The sequence below is a fragment of the Cupriavidus sp. SW-Y-13 genome, from assembly GCF_009793345.1.
GTDB lineage: Bacteria > Pseudomonadota > Gammaproteobacteria > Burkholderiales > Burkholderiaceae > Cupriavidus.
Window position 1 is genome coordinate 727027 of record NZ_WHLX01000001.1, and the last position, 20027, is coordinate 747053.

Annotated in this window: 19 protein-coding genes and 1 tRNA gene; 10 read left to right on the forward strand and 10 right to left on the reverse strand. The window is 64.0% G+C overall.

Features of this window, described 5'->3' with window-relative positions; genetic code table 11:
* Positions 1 to 153: 153 nt before the first annotated feature.
* The 4 genes from GA566_RS03330 to GA566_RS03345 all read right to left on the reverse strand — a co-directional run bounded on the left by GA566_RS03330 (position 154) and on the right by GA566_RS03345 (position 4081).
* A complete protein-coding gene (locus tag GA566_RS03330) occupies positions 154 to 1467 on the reverse strand; it encodes an MFS transporter (RefSeq protein ID WP_160471626.1) in 1314 nt (437 codons plus the stop codon).
* Positions 1468 to 1542: 75 nt separating this feature from the next.
* Entirely contained in the window at positions 1543 to 2304 is a 762-nt protein-coding gene (locus tag GA566_RS03335) for an SDR family oxidoreductase (protein ID WP_160471627.1), read from the reverse strand.
* A gap of 111 nt (positions 2305 to 2415) precedes the next feature.
* Positions 2416 to 2652 (reverse strand): hypothetical protein, encoded by a 237-nt coding sequence (locus tag GA566_RS03340; RefSeq protein ID WP_137926677.1) that lies wholly within the window; start codon positions 2650 to 2652, stop codon positions 2416 to 2418.
* Positions 2645 to 4081 carry an aldehyde dehydrogenase family protein gene (locus tag GA566_RS03345; protein WP_160471629.1) on the reverse strand — a complete coding sequence of 479 codons (1437 nt, stop codon included), beginning with the start codon at positions 4079 to 4081 and terminating at the stop codon, positions 2645 to 2647. The genes GA566_RS03340 and GA566_RS03345 overlap by 8 nt, the downstream gene beginning before the upstream one ends.
* Positions 4082 to 4302: 221 nt before the next feature.
* Between GA566_RS03345 and ppa the strand changes: the two genes are divergently transcribed.
* Both ppa and GA566_RS03355 read left to right on the forward strand, forming a co-directional pair.
* Positions 4303 to 4830 carry an inorganic diphosphatase gene (gene ppa, locus GA566_RS03350; protein ID WP_137926675.1) on the forward strand — a complete coding sequence of 176 codons (528 nt, stop codon included), beginning with the start codon at positions 4303 to 4305 and terminating at the stop codon, positions 4828 to 4830.
* Between the two features lie 224 nt (positions 4831 to 5054).
* Complete coding sequence (locus GA566_RS03355; protein ID WP_370459298.1) at positions 5055 to 5567, forward strand: cytochrome b; 513 nt, start codon at positions 5055 to 5057, stop codon at positions 5565 to 5567.
* A 12-nt stretch (positions 5568 to 5579) separates the two neighbouring features.
* Here the strand turns inward: GA566_RS03355 and GA566_RS03360 are convergent, their stop codons facing one another.
* Positions 5580 to 6776 (reverse strand): GNAT family N-acetyltransferase, encoded by a 1197-nt coding sequence (locus GA566_RS03360; protein ID WP_160471631.1) that lies wholly within the window; start codon positions 6774 to 6776, stop codon positions 5580 to 5582.
* Positions 6777 to 6954: 178 nt separating this feature from the next.
* Between GA566_RS03360 and GA566_RS03365 the strand changes: the two genes are divergently transcribed.
* Positions 6955 to 9024: an NAD(+) synthase gene (locus GA566_RS03365; RefSeq protein WP_137926672.1), complete on the forward strand. Its 2070-nt coding sequence runs from the start codon at positions 6955 to 6957 to the stop codon at positions 9022 to 9024.
* Between the two features lie 133 nt (positions 9025 to 9157).
* A complete protein-coding gene (glnK, locus tag GA566_RS03370) occupies positions 9158 to 9496 on the forward strand; it encodes a P-II family nitrogen regulator (RefSeq protein WP_006162803.1) in 339 nt (112 codons plus the stop codon).
* A 134-nt stretch (positions 9497 to 9630) separates the two neighbouring features.
* Here the strand turns inward: glnK and GA566_RS03375 are convergent, their stop codons facing one another.
* The 3 genes from GA566_RS03375 to trxB form a co-directional block, all read right to left on the reverse strand.
* Entirely contained in the window at positions 9631 to 10272 is a 642-nt protein-coding gene (locus tag GA566_RS03375) for a trimeric intracellular cation channel family protein (RefSeq protein WP_137926671.1), read from the reverse strand.
* Between the two features lie 5 nt (positions 10273 to 10277).
* A complete protein-coding gene (locus tag GA566_RS03380; RefSeq protein ID WP_137926670.1) occupies positions 10278 to 10943 on the reverse strand; it encodes a Smr/MutS family protein in 666 nt (221 codons plus the stop codon).
* Between the two features lie 106 nt (positions 10944 to 11049).
* Entirely contained in the window at positions 11050 to 12003 is a 954-nt protein-coding gene (gene trxB, locus GA566_RS03385) for a thioredoxin-disulfide reductase (RefSeq protein ID WP_137926669.1), read from the reverse strand.
* A gap of 181 nt (positions 12004 to 12184) precedes the next feature.
* Here trxB and GA566_RS03390 point away from each other — a divergent pair, with 181 nt between their 5' ends.
* From GA566_RS03390 to GA566_RS03400, 3 genes are all read left to right on the forward strand, one after another.
* Positions 12185 to 14518, forward strand: a complete 2334-nt coding sequence (locus GA566_RS03390; protein ID WP_160471633.1) for a DNA translocase FtsK — start codon at positions 12185 to 12187, stop codon at positions 14516 to 14518.
* A 119-nt stretch (positions 14519 to 14637) separates the two neighbouring features.
* Positions 14638 to 15273 carry an outer membrane lipoprotein chaperone LolA gene (gene lolA, locus GA566_RS03395; protein ID WP_160471635.1) on the forward strand — a complete coding sequence of 212 codons (636 nt, stop codon included), beginning with the start codon at positions 14638 to 14640 and terminating at the stop codon, positions 15271 to 15273.
* Between the two features lie 40 nt (positions 15274 to 15313).
* Positions 15314 to 15733 (forward strand): hypothetical protein, encoded by a 420-nt coding sequence (locus GA566_RS03400; RefSeq protein ID WP_137926666.1) that lies wholly within the window; start codon positions 15314 to 15316, stop codon positions 15731 to 15733.
* Between the two features lie 25 nt (positions 15734 to 15758).
* Here GA566_RS03400 and GA566_RS32850 read toward each other — a convergent pair whose 3' ends face one another.
* Together GA566_RS32850 and GA566_RS03405 are read right to left on the reverse strand one after the other, a co-directional pair.
* Entirely contained in the window at positions 15759 to 15929 is a 171-nt protein-coding gene (locus tag GA566_RS32850) for a hypothetical protein (protein WP_171020460.1), read from the reverse strand.
* Positions 15930 to 16104: 175 nt separating this feature from the next.
* The gene (locus GA566_RS03405) at positions 16105 to 16788 is read right to left on the reverse strand and encodes a hypothetical protein (protein WP_137926665.1); all 684 of its coding nucleotides are present in this window, start codon (positions 16786 to 16788) and stop codon (positions 16105 to 16107) included.
* Positions 16789 to 17010: 222 nt separating this feature from the next.
* Between GA566_RS03405 and GA566_RS03410 the strand changes: the two genes are divergently transcribed.
* The 3 genes from GA566_RS03410 (at position 17011) to GA566_RS03420 (ending at position 19985) form a co-directional block, all read left to right on the forward strand.
* On the forward strand, positions 17011 to 18366 hold the full coding sequence (locus tag GA566_RS03410; protein WP_160471636.1) for a replication-associated recombination protein A: 1356 nt from the start codon (positions 17011 to 17013) through the stop codon (positions 18364 to 18366).
* 136 nt (positions 18367 to 18502) lie between these two features.
* Positions 18503 to 19810, forward strand: coding sequence for a serine--tRNA ligase (gene serS, locus GA566_RS03415; protein WP_137926663.1), 1308 nt, complete (start codon positions 18503 to 18505; stop codon positions 19808 to 19810).
* A gap of 85 nt (positions 19811 to 19895) precedes the next feature.
* Positions 19896 to 19985 (forward strand) — tRNA-Ser (locus tag GA566_RS03420).
* Positions 19986 to 20027 lie beyond the last annotated feature (42 nt).

Here is a 20027-nt window from a genome sequence, read left to right on the forward strand (position 1 = left end):
CCCTAGTGTTTTGCTCCCCTCTCCCGCTCTGCGGGAGAGGGGCGGGGGAGAGGGCCAGCAGTTCAAATTGCGATGTGGTCGGCAACCAGAACCGCCAGCCCTCTCCCCCAACCCCTCTCCCAGAGGGAGAGGGGAGTAAAGACCAACCGCGGCTCAATCGGCCTTCCGGTTCACCATCCTTGCCGGCACTGACAACGTCAGTGCCGCGCCCACCACCAGACACACGGCCAGCAGATACATGCCCGAGTCCGTGCTCTTGGTCAGGTCCTTCAGCCAGCCCACCGCATAGGGGCTGATGAATCCCGCCAGATTCCCCAGCGAGTTGATCAGCGCGATGCCTGCCGCAGCGCCCGTTCCAGCGAGGAAGGCTGTCGGCAAACTCCAGAACAGTGGCAGCGTGGTCAGGATGCCGATGGTGGCCAGCGTTAGCGCGATCATGGCCATCGTCGTATCGCCGTGCCATTGCACCGACAGCACCAGACCCAGCGCGCCCAGCAGGGCCGGGATTGCAATGTGCCAGCGGCGCTCGCCGCGACGGTCAGCGCTGTAGGCCACCACGATCATGCCGATCACCGCGCAGCCGTAAGGAATCGCCGTCAGCAGGCCCACATCGAGTGCGCCTTTGACGCCGGTCTGCTTGATGATCGTCGGCAGCCAGAAGCTCACGCCATACAGTCCCATCACGAAGCTGAAGTAGATCGCGCTCATCAGCCAGACGCGTGGGCTAAACAGCACGGTACGGATGGGCGGATCTTCCTTGTGCTGGTCTTCGGCTGCGATATTGCGTTCGAGCAGCGCCTTTTCCTCCTCGGTCAGCCACTTTGCGTGCCGGATGCGGTCATCGAGGCGCACCAGCACCCAGATGCCGACGAGCACCGACGGAATGCCTTCGATCAGGAACATCCATTGCCAGCCCGACCAGCCGTTATGGCCGTCGAAGTTCTGCATGATCCAGCCCGACAGCGGCCCGCCGATCACGCCCGACAGCGCAATGGCCGTCATGAAGAACGTGGTGGTGCGACCGCGACGATTGGCCGGATACCAGTAGGTCAGGTACAGGATGATGCCGGGGAAGAAACCCGCCTCGGCGATACCGAGCAGAAAGCGCAGCACGTAGAACATCGTCGGCGTGGTGACGAACATCATCGCCGCCGAGATCAGGCCCCAGGTAATCATGATCCGCGCAATCCAGATGCGCGCGCCTACCTTGTGCAGGATGACGTTGCTCGGCACCTCGAACAGGAAGTAGCCGATGAAGAAGATGCCTGCGCCCAGCCCGTAGATGGTCTCGCTGAACTGCAGGTCGTTGAGCATCTGCAGCTTGGCAAAGCCTACGTTCACGCGGTCCAGATAGGCCACGACATAGCAGAGCAGCAGGAAGGGGACGAGGCGCCAGCTCACCTTGCGGTAGGTGGCGTCTTCGAAGGCGGCGTCATGCGCACCGGCATGGGATGCGGTGGAAGTCATGGGTGTCTCCTTTCTCGGTTTGTCCGATTTTTTGTTGTACTGCCGGGATACTTCCGGGGTGCTACCAACGAACGGTCAGACGCAGCGACCGCCGTCCACTTCGATGCAGGTGCCGGTGATGAAGTTGGCGTCGTCCGAGGCCAGGTAGAGGCAGGCGTTGGCAACGTCCTGCGGCGTGGACATGCGGCCCATCGGAATCGTGGCGAGGAATTTCGCGCGATTCTCGGGTGTGTCGGGGACGCCCATGAACTGCTCCAGCAGGCCCGTCGCACCGATCACCGGGTTGACGCAGTTGACACGGATATTGTCGGGGCCGAGTTCCGCAGCCATGGCCTTGCTGGCCACGATCACGGCGCCCTTGCTGCCGTTGTACCAAACCAGGCCGGGGCGCGGCCGGATACCGGCGGTGGATGCAACGTTCACGAAGTTGCCGCCGCCGTGCTGCCGGAAATGCGGGATGAAGTGTTGGGCCGACCAGTAGATGCTCTTGACGTTGACCGCATAGACGCGATCGAACTCTTCCTCTGTGACGTCGAGAATCGGCTTGTTGCGATGGGTGGTGCCTGCGTTGTTGATCACGCAGTGGATGCGGCCGAAGGCGGCGATGGTGGCATCGCGCATCGCCGCCACGTCGTCGCCATGCGAGACATCGGCGCGCACGGCGCGTGCCTGGCCGCCCGCGTCACGGATGGCGGACGCCACGCGTTCCGCAGCGTCGAGGTTCAGGTCGGCCACCATCACACTGGCCCCTTCGCGCGCAAAGGTGTGCGCGATGCCTTCGCCGAATCCTGAACCGCCGCCCGTCACAACCGCTACCTTGCCAGCCAGTCTGGTCATTGCCTGTCTCCTGTCTTGGTGAAGGCCCGGCGCGGTCTGTCGTCTATTGCCTGGTGCCGCACTGCGGGCGGAACAACGTTGATAAACGCAAAAGCAAAAAAGAACGATGGGTTAGAACGGTCCCTTGTTACGCAAGGCGTTGCCGACCATCATGATCGCCAGCAGAAACGGCAGTGCCACGTAGAGGCACCAGTGGACGCGGTCGCCCACGGTCTCGCCCCATTTGCGCTTGAAGATCTGGAGGCGGGGCATGCCCGACGGATTCGTCGCGCGCTTGGCCCGGACATGCCATGCCATCCAGAAAAAGAAGATGGCGAAGGCGACCGAGAGGAAATTGATGTTACCCATGCTGAATGGCGATAGTTTTCAAAGTGGTGAATCCGTACAGGGCTTCAAAGCCCTTTTCACGGCCGTAGCCTGAATGGCCTGTGCCGCCGAACGGCAGCTCGACGCCGCCGCCGGCGCCATAGTTGTTGATGAAGACTTGCCCTGCGCGCAGCTTGCGCGCCAGGCGCATCTGCCGCGCACCGTCGCGCGTCCAGACGCCCGCCACCAGCCCGTAGGCGGTGCCATTAGCCATGCGGACGGCTTCGTCCTCGGTGTCGAACGGCATGGCTGCCAGCAGCGGGCCGAAGACTTCTTCCTGCGCCAGCCGATGCGTGGGTGGCACGTCGCGGAACAACATCGGCACCTGGTAGTAACCGGACTCCGGCGCCTCGCCCACGATCTGGCCCTGCGCCATGACCGAAATGCCGGCGTGCTGCGCATCGGATACGAAATCCCACACGCGTTGCTGCTGCTTGCGGCTGATCAGCGGGCCGCATTCCAGATCGAGTTCAGACGGGCCCACGCGCAGAGATTCGAACACGCCCGACAGGCGGTCCAGCAGTGCCTCGTAGACCGGGCGCTCCACCAGCAGGCGGCTGCCGGCCGAGCAGGTCTGGCCGGCATTCTGCACGATGCCGTTGACCACCACGGGCAGCAGGGCGTCGAGGTCGGCATCCGCAAAGACTACTTGCGGCGATTTTCCGCCTAGTTCGAGTGTCACGGGCACGTGGTTCTCGGCAGCCAGTTGCGAGACCAGCTTGCCGGTCTGCGGCGATCCGGTGAACGAAATGTGATTGATGCCAGGATGGCGGGCCAATGCAGCGCCAGCCTCGTGGCCGTAGCCGGTGACGATGTTCAGCGCGCCTTCGGGCAGGCCAACTTCGGCGGCCAGTTCGGCCACGCGCAGGATCGACAGGCAGGCATCCTCGGCAGGCTTGACCACGCAGGCGTTGCCGGTGGCCAGCGCCGCGCCGACGCTGCGTCCGAAGATCTGCAGCGGATAGTTCCAGGGAATGATGTGGCCGGTCACGCCGTGCGCCTCGCGCACGGTCAGAACGGTGTAGCCAGCCTGGTAGGGGATGGTCTGGCCGTGCAGCTTGTCGGCTGCACCCGCGTAGAACTCGAAATAGCGGGCCACGGCGCGGGCGTCGGCGCGAGCCTGGCGCAGCGGCTTGCCCGTGTCGCGGGCTTCCAGCGCGGCCAGTTCGTCCTCGTGCTCCATCAGCTTGACGGCCAGGCGGTTCAGCAGGCGGACGCGGTCGGCCGGGTTCATCGTGCCCCAGGCGCCTTCGGCGGCCTGGCGGGCGGCGTGGACGGCCACGCTGATATCGGTGGCGTTGCCCCGGGCGATCTCGGCAAAGGGCTGGCCGCTGGAGGGATCGAACACCTTGATGCGCAGGCCAGAATCGGGGGCGATCAGGCGATTGGCGACGAAATGCTGGGCGTGCATGCAGGTCTCCACGGCTCCGGTTATGGAGCACATGCTGAAATTCGGGAATGCCGCATTATCGCGCACCGCGACCTTGATGCAAGGCAGGGTTCGCCACATGGTCCCGGCCGGGGCGCCAAACCGGCCGCCGCGCCCGACCGCGCCTGCGTTGTCAGCATCTGGTCAGGGCTGACCCGCTATAATGCCGCCCATCCCATTTCACAGGTATTCGGAGAACTCGCATGAGCTTCAACCTCGTTTCCCCGGGCAAGGACCTGCCCAACGATTTCAACGTCATCATCGAGATCTCCGCACAGAGCGATCCCGTGAAGTACGAGGCCGACAAGGAAACCGGGCTGCTGTTCGTGGACCGTTTCATCGGCACCGGCATGCGCTATCCGGCCAACTACGGCTTCATTCCCCAGACCCTGTCCGGTGACGGCGACCCCGTGGACGTGCTGGTGCTGAGCCCGTTCCCGATCCTGGCCGGCGCTGTCGTGCGCTGCCGCGCCCTGGGCATGCTGAAGATGACCGACGAGTCGGGCGTGGACGCCAAGCTCGTGGCCGTGCCTGTGGACAAGCTCTCGCCGGCTACCGCCTTTATGAAGGGCCTGTCGGATGTGCCGCAAAACCTGCTCGACCAGATCAAGCACTTCTTTGAGAACTACAAGGCACTCGAAGCAGGCAAGTGGGTCAAGGTGGAAGGCTGGGCGGGTATCGAGGAAGCCCACAAGGAAATCACCGACGGCGTGGCGAACTTCAAGAAGTAAGCGGCATCTTGTGCGATGCGAACCCCGCTGCGGCGGGGTTTTTTATTGGCCGTCCTGATCCGCGACAACGCGGGGACCCAAGCGTCGGCGTTAGGCTTGCCGCTCCCCACATAAGCCGTCCACGAACGATGTCGTACTCCCAACCCCCTTCCGACCAGTCAGTCATTGTCCGGCCCTCCTCACCCGCGGATGTCCCCTTCCCGAGCTTCGAGCGCTATGACGCCATGGCCATCGCCTTCCACTGGCTGATGTTCCTGCTGATCGCGGTCGCGTACGCGACGATCGAACTGCGCGACTTTGCCGACAAGGGCACGCTCGCGCGCATGGTCCTGATGGAATCGCATAAGTGGTCCGGTGCACTGGTGCTGGTCCTGGCGGTGCCCCGGCTGCTGTGGCGCCTGTTCAATGGCGCGCCCGCGCCGGAACCCGGGCCGCGCTGGGGCCATCGGCTCGCCAGCCTGATGCACGGCGCGTTATACCTGTTCCTGATCGCGCAGCCATTGATCGGCATCGTGATGATGAATGCGGCAGGGCGCATGCTGGTTGTGCCGATCCTGGGCATCGAAATACCTGCCATCGTGGCACCGAGCGAAGCGCTCAACGATGCGGCAGGCGATGCGCACGAACTGATTGGCAATGCGTTCTACCTGATCATCGGCCTGCATGCCATGGCCGCGCTGTTCCGACACTACATGCTGGGCGACAACACGATGCGGCGCATGTCGCGTCGCCGGTAGTCGAGTTTCAGTTCAGTCTGCCTCGGCCTGCCGCGCGAACGGGTTGCGTTCGTTGAGTTCGTCGAGGTAGGCATCCATCCCCTGGCGTTCGCGTTCCAGAAAGCGCTCCACCGCATCGGCAAAAGACGAGTGCGCCAGCCAGTGTGCAGAGCGCGTGGCCACAGGCAAAAAGCCTCGCGCCATCTTGTGCTCACCCTGCGCGCCACCCTCGAAGGTACGAATTCCCTCGGCAATACAGAACTCCAGCGGCTGGTAGTACGCGGTCTCGAAGTGCAGGCACGCGTGATGTTCCAGCGCGCCCCAGTAGCGGCCATACAGCGTGCTCACGGCCGGGTCGGCGTCGTAGACCACCAGGGAGCTGGCAATGTCGTGGCCGTCGCGCTGGGCGATGACTAGCAGCAGGTTTTCCGGCATCGCCTCGCCGATCTTCCGGAAGAAATCCAGGTTCAGGTAAGGCGTGGAATGATGCTCGCGGTACGTCTGCCGATAACATCGGTTGAAGAATTTCCACGCGTCATCGTCGATCTGCACGCCGCGCAACTGGCGGAACGTGATGCCGGCGTCGGCCACACGGCGCCGCTCGGCGCGGATGTTCTTGCGCTTCTTCTGCGACAGCGTGGCCAGGAACGCGTCGAAGCTTTCGTATCCCGGATTGGTCCAGTGGAACTGCACGCCGTGGCGCATCATCAGGCCGGCCTCGTCCATGAGATCGGCTTCATGGTCGGACGGAAACAGGATGTGGAGCGACGACAGCTGGCTCTCTTCGGCCAGCGTCAGCGCAAAACGCAGAAGAATGCGCCGCGCGAGATCGTCCTCGGCCAGCAGGCGGGCGCCGCGCACCGGCGTGAACGGAATGGCCGACAGCAGCTTGGGGTAGTAGGGAATGCCATGCTGGCGATAGGCGTCGGCCCAGGCCCAGTCGAATACGTACTCGCCATAAGAGTGCGACTTGGCATACAGCGGCATCGCAGCCGCCAGCCGGTCTTCGCCTGGCGCCTTGCCATCCGTCACCCAGATCGTCAGGAAGCGCGGCGACCAGCCAGTGTCATCGTCAGCGCTGCCGCTGCCATGCAATGCATGCAGGAAGGCGTGGCGCAGGAACGGCGTGGGTTCGGGTTGCGTGGCGAGCAGGGCATCCCAGTCGGCGGCATCGATCTCGGCAAGGTCCGACACGATTTCCGTGCGGTATTCGGGGCGCGGTTCGGTCATCGGGGCGCGGTCATGAGGGCAGGCGGGAGCAGACAAGGGGACGACGGCAGGGCTGGCCGAGTCTACCGGAATCGCCTGTGTGCTGCAGGCGTAGTCAGCGTGACGCCGACGCCGTCTATGGGCTTGGCGTCGTAGAATGCCTCCATTGCTTCCATCGCGCCTCCCCCTGGGCCCTGACATGACGCACCCGTTCTATAACCTCTATTCCCACGGCTTTGCGCGCGTGGCCGTTGGCGTGCCCGAGTGCCGTGTGGCCGATCCGGCGTTCAATGCCGAGCAGACCATTGCGCTGGCCCGCCAGGCGGCGGACGGCGGCGCCGTGCTGGTGGCGTTCCCCGAACTCGGGCTGCCGGCTTACACCTGCGACGATCTGTTCCACCAGCGCGCACTGCTGCGCGAGTGCGAACTGGCGCTGCAGGCCATCGTCGAGGCATCCACCGGCATCCGCGCCGCGATCATCGTCGGCATGCCTGTGCTGGTGGAGCACCAGTTGTTCAACTGCGCGGTGGTGGTCAACAACGGCGCGGTGCAGGGCGTGGTGCCGAAATCCTACCTGCCGAACTACTGGGAATTCTACGAAGCCCGCCAGTTCAGCCCGGCCGACTGCGCGGCCATCGACACCCTCTCGCTGCTTGGCGCGGAGGTGCCGTTCGGCGCCAACCTGCTGTTTGAGATCGAGAACATTCCGTTCTTCCGTTTCCACGTGGAAATCTGCGAGGACGTCTGGGTGCCAATCCCTCCGTCGTCGTTTGCGGCGCTGGCCGGCGCCACGGTGCTGGTGAACCTGTCGGCATCGAACATCGTGGTGGGAAAGTCGGGCTATCGGCATCAACTGGTGTCGCAGCAGTCGGCGCGCTGCATGGCCGCCTACCTGTACACCTCGGCCGGCAAGGGCGAATCCACCACCGACCTGGCCTGGGACGGTCAGGCACTGATTTGCGAGAACGGCGAACTGCTAGGCGAATCCGAGCGCTTTGCCGACAGTTCGCATCTGCTGTTCGCCGATGTGGACCTGGAGCGGCTCTCGCGCGAGCGCATGCACCAGACCTCGTTCGGCCAGTCGGTGCGCCGGCATCGCGAGGAAGTGGAACAGTTCGACGTGGTGGCGTTTCGCGTGGACCTGCCGGCGGGGACGCTGCCGCTGGAGCGTCGCGTCGAGCGGTTCCCGTACGTGCCGGCCGACCCGCGCCGTCGCGACGAGCGCTGCATGGAGGTCTACAACATCCAGGTGCAGGCGCTGGTGCAGCGGCTGTCTTCGAGCAAGATTGCCAAGGTGGTAATCGGCGTATCGGGCGGACTTGATTCCACGCACGCGCTGCTGGTCTGCGCCCAGGCGATGGATCGCCTGGGTCTGCCGCGCGCCAACATCCTGGCCTATACGATGCCGGGCTTTGCCACGAGCGACCGCACGCTGAAGCAGGCGCGCGAGTTGATGGAAGTGGTGGGCTGCACCGCGCGCGAAATCGATATCCGGCCTAGCTGCATGGCGATGCTCAAGGATCTGGATCATCCCTATGCACGCGGCGAGCCGGTGTTCGACGTGACCTTTGAGAACGTGCAGGCCGGCGAGCGGACCAACCACCTGTTCCGGCTGGCCAACCACAACGGCGCTATCGTGATCGGCACGGGCGATCTCAGCGAACTGGCGCTGGGCTGGTGCACGTACGGCGTGGGCGATCACATGTCGCACTACAACGTCAACGCGAGCGTGCCCAAGACGCTGATCAGCCACCTGGTGCGCTGGGTGGCCGATACTGGTCAGGTCATCGACAGCGGCAAGGAGGTGCTGATGGCGGTGCTCGACACGGACATCAGCCCCGAACTGGTGCCGAGCGGTGCGGCAGCGGGCGGCCTGGACAAGGCGCCCGAGCAGAAGACCGAGCAGATCATCGGGCCGTACGAGCTGCAGGATTTCAACCTGTACTACACGCTGCGCTACGGTTATTCGCCGTCGAAAGTGGCCTTTCTTGCGCTTCATGCATGGAGCGACGTGGAGCGCGGCGCGTGGCCCAATGGCCCGCATGTGGCCCGCAACAGCTATCAACTCCCGGAAATCAAGCGCATCCTCGGCATCTTCGTCGATCGGTTCTTCCGCACCAGCCAGTTCAAGCGCTCGTGTGTGCCGAATGCACCGAAGGTTGGTTCGGGCGGCTCGCTGTCGCCACGTGGCGACTGGCGTGCGCCCAGCGATGGGGAGTCGGCGGTGTGGATGCGTGATCTGGCGCGGATTCCCGATCAAGCCGATTGACCCGTTTGAGGGGGCTCATCGAGTCCCCGTCTGGCATAAGGATTGCGGACAATGTGGGGGTGCCCGCAATCCGCATGTGGTGTTTCGGGCTAGAATCTGACATCTTCCGACATCAGAGACACAGAGGCCAGCCATGAAGCAGATTACCGCCATCATCAAACCGTTCAAGCTCGACGAAGTGCGCGAAGCGCTGGCAGATGTGGGTGTGACGGGCCTGACGGTGACCGAGGTGAAGGGCTTCGGCCGCCAGAAGGGTCATACTGAACTGTATCGCGGCGCCGAATACGTGGTGGACTTCCTCCCGAAGATCAAGATCGAAGTGGTCGTGGCCGAGAACCAGTTGGACACCGTGCTCGACGCCATCGTCAAGGCCGCCCACACCGGCAAGATCGGCGACGGCAAGATCTTCGTGACCGAAATCGAACGCGTGATCCGGATTCGCACGGGCGAACAGGATGAAGCAGCTGTTTGAGCGGTTGTTGGGTTTGAGTTGAGAAAAAGCCGGCGAATGCCGGCTTTTTTGTTGGCGTTTTTTGAATCTACCTATTGTTTGATTCCCCTCTCCCGCTGTGCGGGAGAGGGGAGAAAAACAGTGGTACGCCGATTTCAACTCGGCAACTTCCACTTGAACTGCACCGACAGCAGCCGCATGCTCACCGTCACCAGTGCCCCCGCCAGCAGCGCCACTTCCTGCCCGGTGCGCAGCCACGTCAGGCCCACGTACACCCAGCAGCCAAAGAACGAGCAGGTCGCGTAAGGCGAGCGGTCACGCAGGATCATCGGTACTTCGTTGCAGAGTACGTCGCGCACTACGCCGCCGAACACGGCCGAAATGATGCCCATCATGACGGCCACCGTCGGCGTCATCTGGGCCACCAGCGCCAGGGAAGTGCCCGTGACCGAGAACAGTCCCAGGCCGATGGCATCGGCTACCAGCATCGTGCGGTCGGACGCCACGCTGCTGACCACGCGGAACACGATGGCCGCGCCGATCGACATCGCAAAGATCAGCAGCACGTAGTATTCATGCTCGACCCAGTAGAACGGGCGCCGATCCAGCAGCACGTCGCGCAGGGTGCCGCCGCCGAACGCCGTGGCAAAGGCGACGATAAAGGTGCCCACGGCATCCATCCGCTGCCTGCGTGCATCGACCACGCCAGACACGGCAAACGCGAGCACACCGATGACCTCCATCACATGCAGGATCAGCGGCAGCCGCCCCATCAGCAGATCGAACGGCAGGTGCATGGGCGTCAGGGTTTGGGTTGGCGCAGCAGTACCATCAATGCGCCGGCGCCACCCTGGGACTCGCGCGCCTGGACGAAGGCGATCACTTCCTCTTTCTGCACGAGCCAGCTGCGCACCTTGCCCTTGAGCACGGGCAGCTTGTCGGGCGAGCCGATGCCCTTGCCGTGGATCACGCGCACGCAGCGCACGCCGTTACGCACCGAGCGGCGCAGAAAGTTGGCCAGTGCCTCGCGCGCTTCGTCGCTGCGCAGGCCATGCAGGTCCACTTTGTCCTGCGGCACCCACTCGCCGCGTCGCAGCTTCTTGATCACGTCTTCGCCAATGCCGGGACGGCGAAACGACATGGTCTCGTCGATATCGAGCAGGTTCTCGACATCGAACTCGTCGGACAGCGATGCTTCGAGCACGGCCTTGTCGTTGAGCTGGCTTTGGACCGGAATGGGGGCGGGGGCTTTGCGGGGCGTCGGCACATGGTTGCGGTCGCGCAGCGTGCTGACCTGGCCGACGTTGGCGCGGAAGACGTTGGCTTCTTCGGCAGCGCGCTGTGCGGCGGCCTCGGCGGCCAGCCGCTCGGCTTCGCGCCGTTCGGCTTCCACCTTCAGGTTGTCTCGCAGGGCGGCCAGATCGTTCAGGCCGAACCGCTTCGGGGGAGTCTTGGCGCCTTGTGGCATGGGAAAATCTCCAGATACGCGCGTCGATTATAAGGAAAACGGGGACGGCCGCGGCTAGGCGGACGTCCCCGTTCTTCCTGTCCCCGGCGTCCGGGGGCGGACAAATTTACTTCAGCGCTTCAACGTAACGCTGCGCGTCGAGCGCGGCCATGCAGCCCGTGCCCGCGCTGGTGATGGCCTGGCGATACACATGATCCTGCACGTCGCCGGCGGCAAACACGCCCGGGATGTTCGTGGCGGTAGCGTCGCCCGACAGGCCGCTCTTGGTCACGATGTAGCCGTTCTTCATCTCGAGCTGGTCCACGAAGAGATCGGTGTTCGGCTTGTGGCCGATCGCCACGAACAGGCCGGCGAGCTTCAGGTCTTCCGTCTTCGTCGTGTCCTTGGTGCTGCGGATGCGCAGGCCGGTCACGCCCGAGTTGTCGCCCAGCACTTCGTCCAGCGTGTGGTCGTAGCGCAGTTCCACGCGGCCTTCCTTCACGCGTTGCAGCAGGCGGTCCACCAGGATCGGCTCGGCACGGAACTTGTCGCGGCGGTGGATCACGGTCACCTTGCTGGCGATGTGCGACAGGTAGAGCGCTTCCTCGACAGCGGTATTGCCGCCGCCGATCACGGCCACTTCCTGGTTCTTGTAGAAGAAGCCATCGCAGGTGGCGCAGGCCGACACGCCGCGGCCCATGAAACTTTCTTCGGACGGCAGGCCCAGATACTGTGCCGAGGCGCCCGTGGCGATGATCAGCGCATCGCAGGTGTACTCGCCGGAATCGCCAATCAGGCGGATGGGCTTCTCGGTCAGCTTGGCCGTGTGGATGTGATCGAAAATGATTTCGGTGTTGAAGCGCTCGGCGTGCGCCAGGAAACGCTGCATCAAGTCCGGTCCCTGGACGCCGTTAGCATCGGCGGGCCAGTTTTCCACGTCGGTCGTGGTCATCAGCTGGCCGCCCTGGGCCAGGCCGGTGATCAGCACCGGGTTCAGGTTGGCGCGGGCCGCGTAGACGGCGGCGGTATAACCAGCCGGGCCGGACCCGAGAATCAGCACTTTTGCGTGTTTTGCGGACATGATGCGTTCCTGTAGGCAGCAGATGAGCCGGTGCGATGGTCGCACCGGTGTCATCGGAAACCGCCATTATAAGTGGCACGGCGTTTGCCGACTGTTGCAAATTCCAATGAGTGCGATAGTGCCGGCCAAGGGTAAAATGGCCGCCATCCTCCACTCCGAGCGATCGACTGAAACCTGAGGCATGGCGCGCGCAACCACGACTACCCGAACCGACCCGTCGGCACTTCCCTCGCGAATCGGCAAGCTGCTGGGCGAGGTACGCTGGTTCCTGCTGCTCGCCGTGACCCTTGGCTTCGTCTGCGTTCTGGCGAGCTACAGCAAGGCCGATCCCGGCTGGTCGCATGCCAGCCAGGTGGCGGATATCCACAACCTCGGCGGCCGTGTGGGCGCCTGGGTGGCCGATGTGCTGTTCTTCATTTTCGGTTTCTCGGCTTACTGGTGGAGCGTGCTGCTGATGCGCCGCTGCTGGCGCGGCTGGCGTGTGCTGACCGCCGAACTGCCCGAGCGCCTGCCCGAACCGCAGCAGCACAGCACCGCCGTGAGCTGGATCGGCTTTGCACTGACACTCGTTTCCAGCATGGGCCTGGAAGCCATCCGCATGTATCCGCTGCGCTCGGCCTTGCCGCGCGCGCCGGGCGGCGTACTGGGCGACCTGCTCGGCGGCTGGCTGCAACTCGCGCTGGGCTTCTCCGGCGCCACGCTGCTGCTGTTGCTGATGTTTGCGATTGGCCTGTCGCTGTTCTTCCATTTCTCGTGGATCGCCGTGGCAGAGCAGGTCGGCGCGTTCGTCGAAACGGGCTTCGCCGGCTTCAAGGCGCGTCGTGAAAACAAGCAGGACCGCATCATCGGTGCCGCCGCCAAGGTGGAACGTACCGAGACGGTGGAAGTGCAACGCGTGAAGCAGGAAGAAGCCGCGCCGGTGCAGATCGTGCGTCCGCAGGCCGTGCCCAAGCACGAACGTGTGGAGCGCGAGAAGCAGCAGCCGCTGTTCGCCGATATCCAGGATACGGACCTGCCGCCGCTGTCGCTGCTCGATCCGATTCCGACGCAGCAGGAAACCGTCAGCGCCGAGACGCTGGAATACACGTCACGGCTGATCGAGAAGAAGCTCAAGGACTTTGGCGTCGAGGTCAAGGTCGTGGCCGCCTATCCGGGTCCGGTCATCACGCGCTACGAAATCGAGCCGGCCACGGGCGTGAAGGGCAGTCAGGTGGTGAACCTGGCGCGCGATCTGGCGCGGAGCCTGTCGCTGGTGTCGATCCGCGTGGTTGAGACGATTCCCGGCAAGAACTACATGGGTCTGGAACTGCCGAATCCGAAGCGCCAGACTGTGCGGCTTTCGGAAATCCTCGGTTCGCAGGTCTACAACGAGAGCGTGTCGAGCCTGACCATGGCGCTCGGCAAGGATATCGCCGGCAAGCCGATGGTGGCCGACCTCGCCAAGATGCCGCACTGCATGGTGGCCGGCACCACGGGTTCGGGCAAGTCGGTGGGCATCAACGCGATGATCCTGTCGCTGCTCTACAAGGCGCGCGCGGATCAGGTCCGCCTGATCCTGATCGACCCCAAGATGCTCGAAATGAGCGTCTACGAAGGAATTCCGCATCTGCTGTGCCCGGTGGTGACCGACATGCGCCAGGCCGGCAACGCGCTGAACTGGGCCGTGGGCGAGATGGAGCGCCGCTACAAGCTCATGAGCAAGCTCGGCGTGCGCAACCTGGCCGGCTACAACAAGAAGATCGACGAGGCTGCGGCCAAGGAAGAGAAGATTCCGAACCCGTTCAGCCTGACGCCGGACGCACCGGAGCCGCTCGACAAGCTGCCGACCATCGTCATCGTCATCGACGAACTGGCCGACCTGATGATGGTGGTGGGCAAGAAGGTCGAAGAACTGATTGCGCGGATTGCCCAGAAGGCGCGTGCCGCAGGGTTGCACCTCGTGCTGGCCACGCAGCGTCCGTCCGTGGATGTGATCACCGGTCTGATCAAGGCCAACGTGCCGACCCGCATCGCGTTCCAGGTCAGCAGCAAGATCGATTCGCGCACGATCCTGGACCAGCAGGGCGCCGAAGCGCTGCTGGGCATGGGTGACATGCTTTATCTGGCGCCGGGCACGGGCATGCCGGTGCGGGTGCACGGCGCGTTTGTCTCGGACGATGAAGTCCACCGCGTGGTCGAGAAGCTCAAGGAAGGTGGCGAGGCCAACTACATCGAGGGCATTCTCGAAGGCGGGCTGGTCGACGGCGATGGGGCTGGCGACAGCCTCGGTGGCGGCGCCGGTATCGGCAGCAGCGGCGGCGAGGCCGATCCGCTCTACGACCAGGCCGTGGAAGTGGTGGTCAAGAACCGCCGCGCCTCGATCTCGCTCGTGCAGCGTCATCTGCGCATCGGCTACAACCGTGCGGCGCGTCTGCTGGAAGACATGGAGAAGGCCGGCCTGGTCTCGGCCATGTCGGGCAACGGCAATCGCGACATCCTGGTGCCGGCTGGCGCCGGGGCCGCCAGCGACGACTGAGCGCCTCCCCTCTGCCATGTGACGGGTAATATACCGTTACGCCGGTCACAGCCTGTCGCGGAATTGCCGTTCCGCATTAGGCTCTAACCGTCATTCGCGACTCATAAAGGATTGGATTCATGCGAACTCGCATCCTCGCGCCGCTGTGCGCGTCGCTGGCGTTGCTGGCGGCTGTGCCTGCCGCCCAGGCCGCTGCTACCGACCAGTTGCAGACCTTCGTGACCACCGTGAAGTCCGCACGCGGCGAATTCACGCAAAAGCAGATCAAGGGGCAGGGCGCCGACACCAAGGTGGCTGGTACCTCCAGCGGCACGTTCGCCTTTGCGCGGCCTGGCAAGTTCACGTGGCGCTATACCAAGCCCTATGATCAACTTCTGCAGGCCGATGGCCAGACGCTGTACATCTACGATAAAGACCTGAATCAGGTCACCGAGCGCAAGCTCGATGGCGCGCTGGGATCGAGCCCGGCGGCCATCCTGTTCGGCAGCAACGATCTGGGCAAGAACTTCGACGTGAAGAATGGCGCCACGCGTGACGGCGTGGAGTGGCTTGACCTGACGCCGAAGGCGAAGGACACGCAGTTCGAGCGGATCGCCATTGGCTTCAAGGGCGGTAATCTGGAGGCGATGGAATTGCGCGATGCGTTCGGCAACACGACGATGCTGACGTTCACGGGCATCCAGAAGAATCCACCGCTGCCTGCGGACGCGTTCCGCTTCACGGTGCCGAAGGGCGCCGACGTGATGAAGCAATAAGCGCATCTGGCGAATCAACGCCGCGCCAAGGACACCATCGATGAAAGACGCCCCCGCTTTCCTGTATTCCTGCCGCACGTTCGTGGCATCCGGCAGTGCCGTGGCCGCCGCACTGGTGCTGGCCGGCTGCGCAACCAGCCATGCCAGCCGGTTCGACGTGGACGCCTTCCTGCGCGGCTCGGATACCGCGCTGCCCGAAGTGCTCGCCAATAGCGACTTCCTCCAGGCCACGCGCATTGCACCGACGGAATGCGCCGCGCTGCTGCAATCTCCCGACAGGGGAGCATTGGAAGACCTGCCCGCCGCCAGCCTGGCGCGCGGACCGGCCTGGGTGTTTCACCCGAAGGGAACGCCGGACAAAGTCTGGCTGATCGTGGGTCAGACGGGGGGAGAGCGCAGCTGCCACGGCCCGCTGCCGGCCGATGCAGTGAAGACACTGACCGAACGGGCGCGCGGCTGATTGCTGCTGGTGATGCGGAGGGGATCTACCCCGCCAGTGATTCGCGCGCGTAGCGCTGGCGCGGTTTCGGCAGTGCCTGCAGTTTCTCGCGGCGGATACGGATCGCTTCCTCGTCGCCGCGCTTGATGGCGGCGCGCAGTTTCAGCACCGCTTTCCGATACTGCTTCTTCTTGCGTACGCGGGTGGTGATGGCCATGGCAGTGATGTCCTCCTGTCATGCCGGCGCCAAATGCCGGCTGCCTGCCATGGTAAAGGATGACAAGGCGGGGTGGCGCGCCGGTTTCCGCATTCGAAAGAATTCAGATCGCCTTGCCATCCCGCTCATGCGGCGGCGCAGCATCGGTGCGCCGCCCGCCATGCGGCAGGTTGCATCAGGTCAGGAAGCGCCGGTTGTCGTTCTCGGAGTATCGCGGCTCGATCTTGCGGAACGTGAGTTTGGTGCTGCTCTTGAGCTTGCGCCCCGCCGTCTTTTTCTGAAGCTGGCGATGCACGGCCCGGATGTGGCCTACGGAGTCCTGCGCGTAGGGTTTGCCGTCAGTGGCACCCGCCAGTCCGCCTCCTGCCGCCAGCGCTTCATTGTGAGCGGCGGCTGATTTTGCGATCAGTACATCGAGATACTGCCTCGCGCGCACGGCGGCGTTGAGGTGGCCGTCGGCGGGGTTCTGCTTGGCGCGCACCGCGTCTTGCGGCAGTTTCACATTGCCCGCCACGCGACGCAGGGCGGCGCGCAGTTCGGCGCCATCCATGGTGGCTTCCTGCACGATCCAGATGGCGTCGTGTCGAATCCAGCCTTCCACATCGGCCATGCGTTTAAGCAGCGCTGCCGGGAGCAGGCGTCCACCGTGGCGGCGGGTGCGGCGGATGGCGGACAGGCCAATGCGGCGCACATGCGGATTCTCGTGCTCGAACAGGTCCTCGATGACCCGGTCGGCGTCTTCCTGCGATTCGATCAGTTCCGTGAACTGGCCGGCCAGCGACACCTCATCCACGGCGTTGAGCTTGTTCTTGTTAGCCAGCCGGTTCAGCTTGAACATCAGCATGCGGTAACGCAGCATACAAATCCTCGAAGTTCGAAAACAATGTCCTGCGGTGAGCCGCCGGTCGTGCCGGCGCCGAGTCTGCCCGTGTGGCGTGAAACGCGGGCCATTGGGTGCTATCGGCACATTGCAAGCAAACCTTTAGGCGGGCTTCAGGAAAAAGTGCGCGGCACGGGATGGTCTACACTGTGGCGTTCCGCGCCGCTTCGGCGGCCGCATCTACTGAAAGGCTTTCGCATCGTGGCGGATTCGCTGTTCTCCGACCCCCCTGAACGTTCCCGGCAACCGCTCGCGGAGCGTCTGCGCCCGCGCAATATCGACGAAGTCATCGGCCAGCAGCACCTGCTGGGCGCCGGCAAGCCACTGCGCGTGGCCTTTGAATCGGGCGAGCCGCATTCGATGATCCTGTGGGGGCCGCCCGGCGTAGGCAAGACCACGCTGGCACGGCTGATGGCCAATGCGTTCGATGCCGAGTTCATCGCGTTGTCGGCGGTGCTGTCGGGCGTGAAAGATATCCGCGAAGCCGTGGAGCGCGCCGAGCAATACCGCGCGCATGGCCGGCGCACGCTGGTGTTCGTCGATGAGGTGCACCGCTTCAACAAGAGCCAGCAGGATGCTTTCCTGCCTCATGTGGAAAGCGGGCTGTTCGTGTTCATCGGCGCCACCACCGAGAACCCGTCGTTCGAGGTCAACGGCGCATTGCTGTCGCGTGCGGCGGTGTACGTGCTCAAGAGCCTCGATGAAACCGAGTTGCGCCAATTGGTGCTGCGCGCGAGCGAAGAACTCGGTGGCGTGGCCTGGGACGACGAGGCCATGACGCTGATCGTCGGATCGGCCGATGGAGATGGCCGCAAGCTGCTCAACAACATCGAGATCGTGGTGCGCGCCGCGCGCAATGCCGGTGTGCAGTTGGTGGATACGGCGCTGCTGGGCAGTGCGCTGGCCGAGAACCTGCGGCGCTTCGACAAGGGCGGCGACGCGTTCTACGACCAGATCAGCGCGCTGCACAAGTCCGTGCGCGGCTCCGATCCCGATGGCGCGCTGTACTGGTTCTGCCGGATGATCGACGGCGGCGCAGATCCACGCTATCTGGCGCGCCGCATTGTGCGGATGGCGTGGGAAGACATCGGACTGGCCGATCCGCGCGCGGCCCGCATCACGCTTGATGCAGCGGAAACCTACGAGCGACTGGGCTCGCCCGAGGGCGAACTGGCGCTGGGCCAGGCGCTGATCTATCTGGCCGTGGCGCCGAAGTCCAACGCGGGCTACAACGCCTATAACGCGGTACGCGCATTCGTCGCCAAGGATAAATCGCGACCGGTGCCCGTGCATCTGCGCAATGCGCCGACCAAGCTGATGAAGGAACTCGGCTACGGTCACGCGTATCGCTACGCGCATGACGAGCCCGAAGCCTATGCCGCCGGCGAGCACTACCTGCCTGACGACCTGCGGCGCCAGGACTGGTATCAGCCCACCCCGCGCGGGCTGGAGGGCAAGATCGGCGACAAATTGCGGCACCTGCGCGATCTCGATGCGGCCTGGCATCGGGAGCAGAAGGGCGCAAGGAACCCCTCGGAAAGCGGCGACAAAGACTGAGGGTGCGGCGCCATATGGCGCTCGCCCGAGAACAACGGGACGAAAACCCGGCAGATTCGGCGCGTGCGGCCATGTGGGTGCAGTAAAATGTCGCGTTCCGCCGGCATGTCGCCGGTACTGCACACCGACCCGCAACATGCTCGACATCCAGCTGTTCCGCAAAGACATCGACGCCGTGGCCCAACGCCTTGCCACGCGCGGATTCCAACTCGACATTGCAACGTTCCAGGCCCTGGAGGCCGAACGCAAGCAACTGCAGACCCAGACCGAAGACCTGCAGGCGCGCCGTAACGCGCTGTCCAAGCAGATCGGCATGCTCAAGGGCAAAGGCGAAGACGCCTCGGCCCCGATGGCCGAAGTGGCTGGCATTGCCGACACGCTGAAGTCTTCGGCCGAGCGTCTGGGCCAGATCCAGGGCCAGCTCAACGACGCCATGATGTCGATTCCGAACCTGCCGGACGCCAGCGTCCCCGTGGGCAAGGACGAGACCCAGAACGTGGAAGTGCGCCGCGTCGGCACGCCGCGCACGTTCGATTTCGAGGTGAAGGACCACGTCGATGTCGGCGCGCAACTGGGCCTGGATTTCGAGACCGCTTCGAAGGTGACCGGTTCGCGCTTCACCTTCCTGCGTGGCGGTATCGCCCGCATGCACCGCGCGCTGGTGCAGCTGATGGTCGATACGCATACGCTGGAGCACGGCTACACCGAGATGTACGTGCCCTACATCGTCAATGCTGCGTCGATGCGCGGCACGGGCCAACTGCCGAAGTTCGAAGACGATCTGTTCAAGGTGCCGCGCAAGGTGGGTGGCGAGGACGGTCAGGACACGATCGAGAATTTCTATCTGATCCCGACCGCCGAAGTGCCGCTGACCAATATGGTCCGCGATGCCATCGTCGCGGCCGAGAAACTGCCGCTGCGTTTCGTGGCGCATACCCCGTGCTTCCGCTCCGAAGCTGGCTCGTATGGCAAGGATACGCGCGGCATGATCCGCCAGCACCAGTTCGACAAGGTCGAGATGGTTCAGGTCGTGCCGGCAGACCAGTCGATGGATGCGCTGGAACAGATGACCGGCCACGCCGAAGCCATCCTCAAGAAGCTGGACCTGCCGTTCCGCACCGTGGTGCTGTGCACGGGCGACATGGGTTTCGGCAGTACCAAGACCTACGACATCGAAGTGTGGATTCCCGCGCAGAACACGTACCGCGAAATCAGCTCGTGCTCGAACATGGGCGACTTCCAGGCGCGCCGCATGCAGGCCCGCTCGCGCGCCGCGCAAGGCAAGCCGGAACTCGTGCATACGCTGAACGGCTCGGGCCTGGCCGTGGGCCGCACGCTCGTGGCGATTCTCGAAAACTACCAGAACGCCGATGGTTCGCTGACTGTGCCGAAGGCGCTGCAACCCTACATGGGTGGCACCGAGCGACTGGAACCGGAAGCCTAAAAAATTGCAGGAAGGGGCTTGCGCAATTCGTAGCAATGTCCCTATAATCTTGGCTTCGCTGCTGAAACGCAACGACCCAGTTACCGGAGAGGTGGCAGAGTGGTCGAATGTACCTGACTCGAAATCAGGCGTACCGGCGACGGTACCGTGGGTTCGAATCCCACCCTCTCCGCCAAAACAAGAAGCTGCCGACGTATTCGACCACCGGCAAGCAACA

Coding starts and splice junctions, on each gene's coding strand:
- lolA (WP_160471635.1), top strand. CDS start 14,638: ATGCGAACTCGCATCCTCGCGCCGCTGTGCGCGTCGCTGGCGTTGCTG.
- GA566_RS03340 (WP_137926677.1), bottom strand. CDS start 2,652: ATGGGTAACATCAATTTCCTCTCGGTCGCCTTCGCCATCTTCTTTTTC.
- GA566_RS03360 (WP_160471631.1), bottom strand. CDS start 6,776: ATGACCGAACCGCGCCCCGAATACCGCACGGAAATCGTGTCGGACCTT.
- GA566_RS03335 (WP_160471627.1), bottom strand. CDS start 2,304: ATGACCAGACTGGCTGGCAAGGTAGCGGTTGTGACGGGCGGCGGTTCA.
- GA566_RS03390 (WP_160471633.1), top strand. CDS start 12,185: ATGGCGCGCGCAACCACGACTACCCGAACCGACCCGTCGGCACTTCCC.
- glnK (WP_006162803.1), top strand. CDS start 9,158: ATGAAGCAGATTACCGCCATCATCAAACCGTTCAAGCTCGACGAAGTG.
- GA566_RS03400 (WP_137926666.1), top strand. CDS start 15,314: ATGAAAGACGCCCCCGCTTTCCTGTATTCCTGCCGCACGTTCGTGGCA.
- serS (WP_137926663.1), top strand. CDS start 18,503: ATGCTCGACATCCAGCTGTTCCGCAAAGACATCGACGCCGTGGCCCAA.
- GA566_RS03345 (WP_160471629.1), bottom strand. CDS start 4,081: ATGCACGCCCAGCATTTCGTCGCCAATCGCCTGATCGCCCCCGATTCT.
- GA566_RS03330 (WP_160471626.1), bottom strand. CDS start 1,467: ATGACTTCCACCGCATCCCATGCCGGTGCGCATGACGCCGCCTTCGAA.
- GA566_RS32850 (WP_171020460.1), bottom strand. CDS start 15,929: ATGGCCATCACCACCCGCGTACGCAAGAAGAAGCAGTATCGGAAAGCG.
- trxB (WP_137926669.1), bottom strand. CDS start 12,003: ATGTCCGCAAAACACGCAAAAGTGCTGATTCTCGGGTCCGGCCCGGCT.
- GA566_RS03380 (WP_137926670.1), bottom strand. CDS start 10,943: ATGCCACAAGGCGCCAAGACTCCCCCGAAGCGGTTCGGCCTGAACGAT.
- GA566_RS03375 (WP_137926671.1), bottom strand. CDS start 10,272: ATGCACCTGCCGTTCGATCTGCTGATGGGGCGGCTGCCGCTGATCCTG.
- GA566_RS03365 (WP_137926672.1), top strand. CDS start 6,955: ATGACGCACCCGTTCTATAACCTCTATTCCCACGGCTTTGCGCGCGTG.
- GA566_RS03405 (WP_137926665.1), bottom strand. CDS start 16,788: ATGCTGCGTTACCGCATGCTGATGTTCAAGCTGAACCGGCTGGCTAAC.
- GA566_RS03355 (WP_370459298.1), top strand. CDS start 5,055: ATGGCCATCGCCTTCCACTGGCTGATGTTCCTGCTGATCGCGGTCGCG.
- ppa (WP_137926675.1), top strand. CDS start 4,303: ATGAGCTTCAACCTCGTTTCCCCGGGCAAGGACCTGCCCAACGATTTC.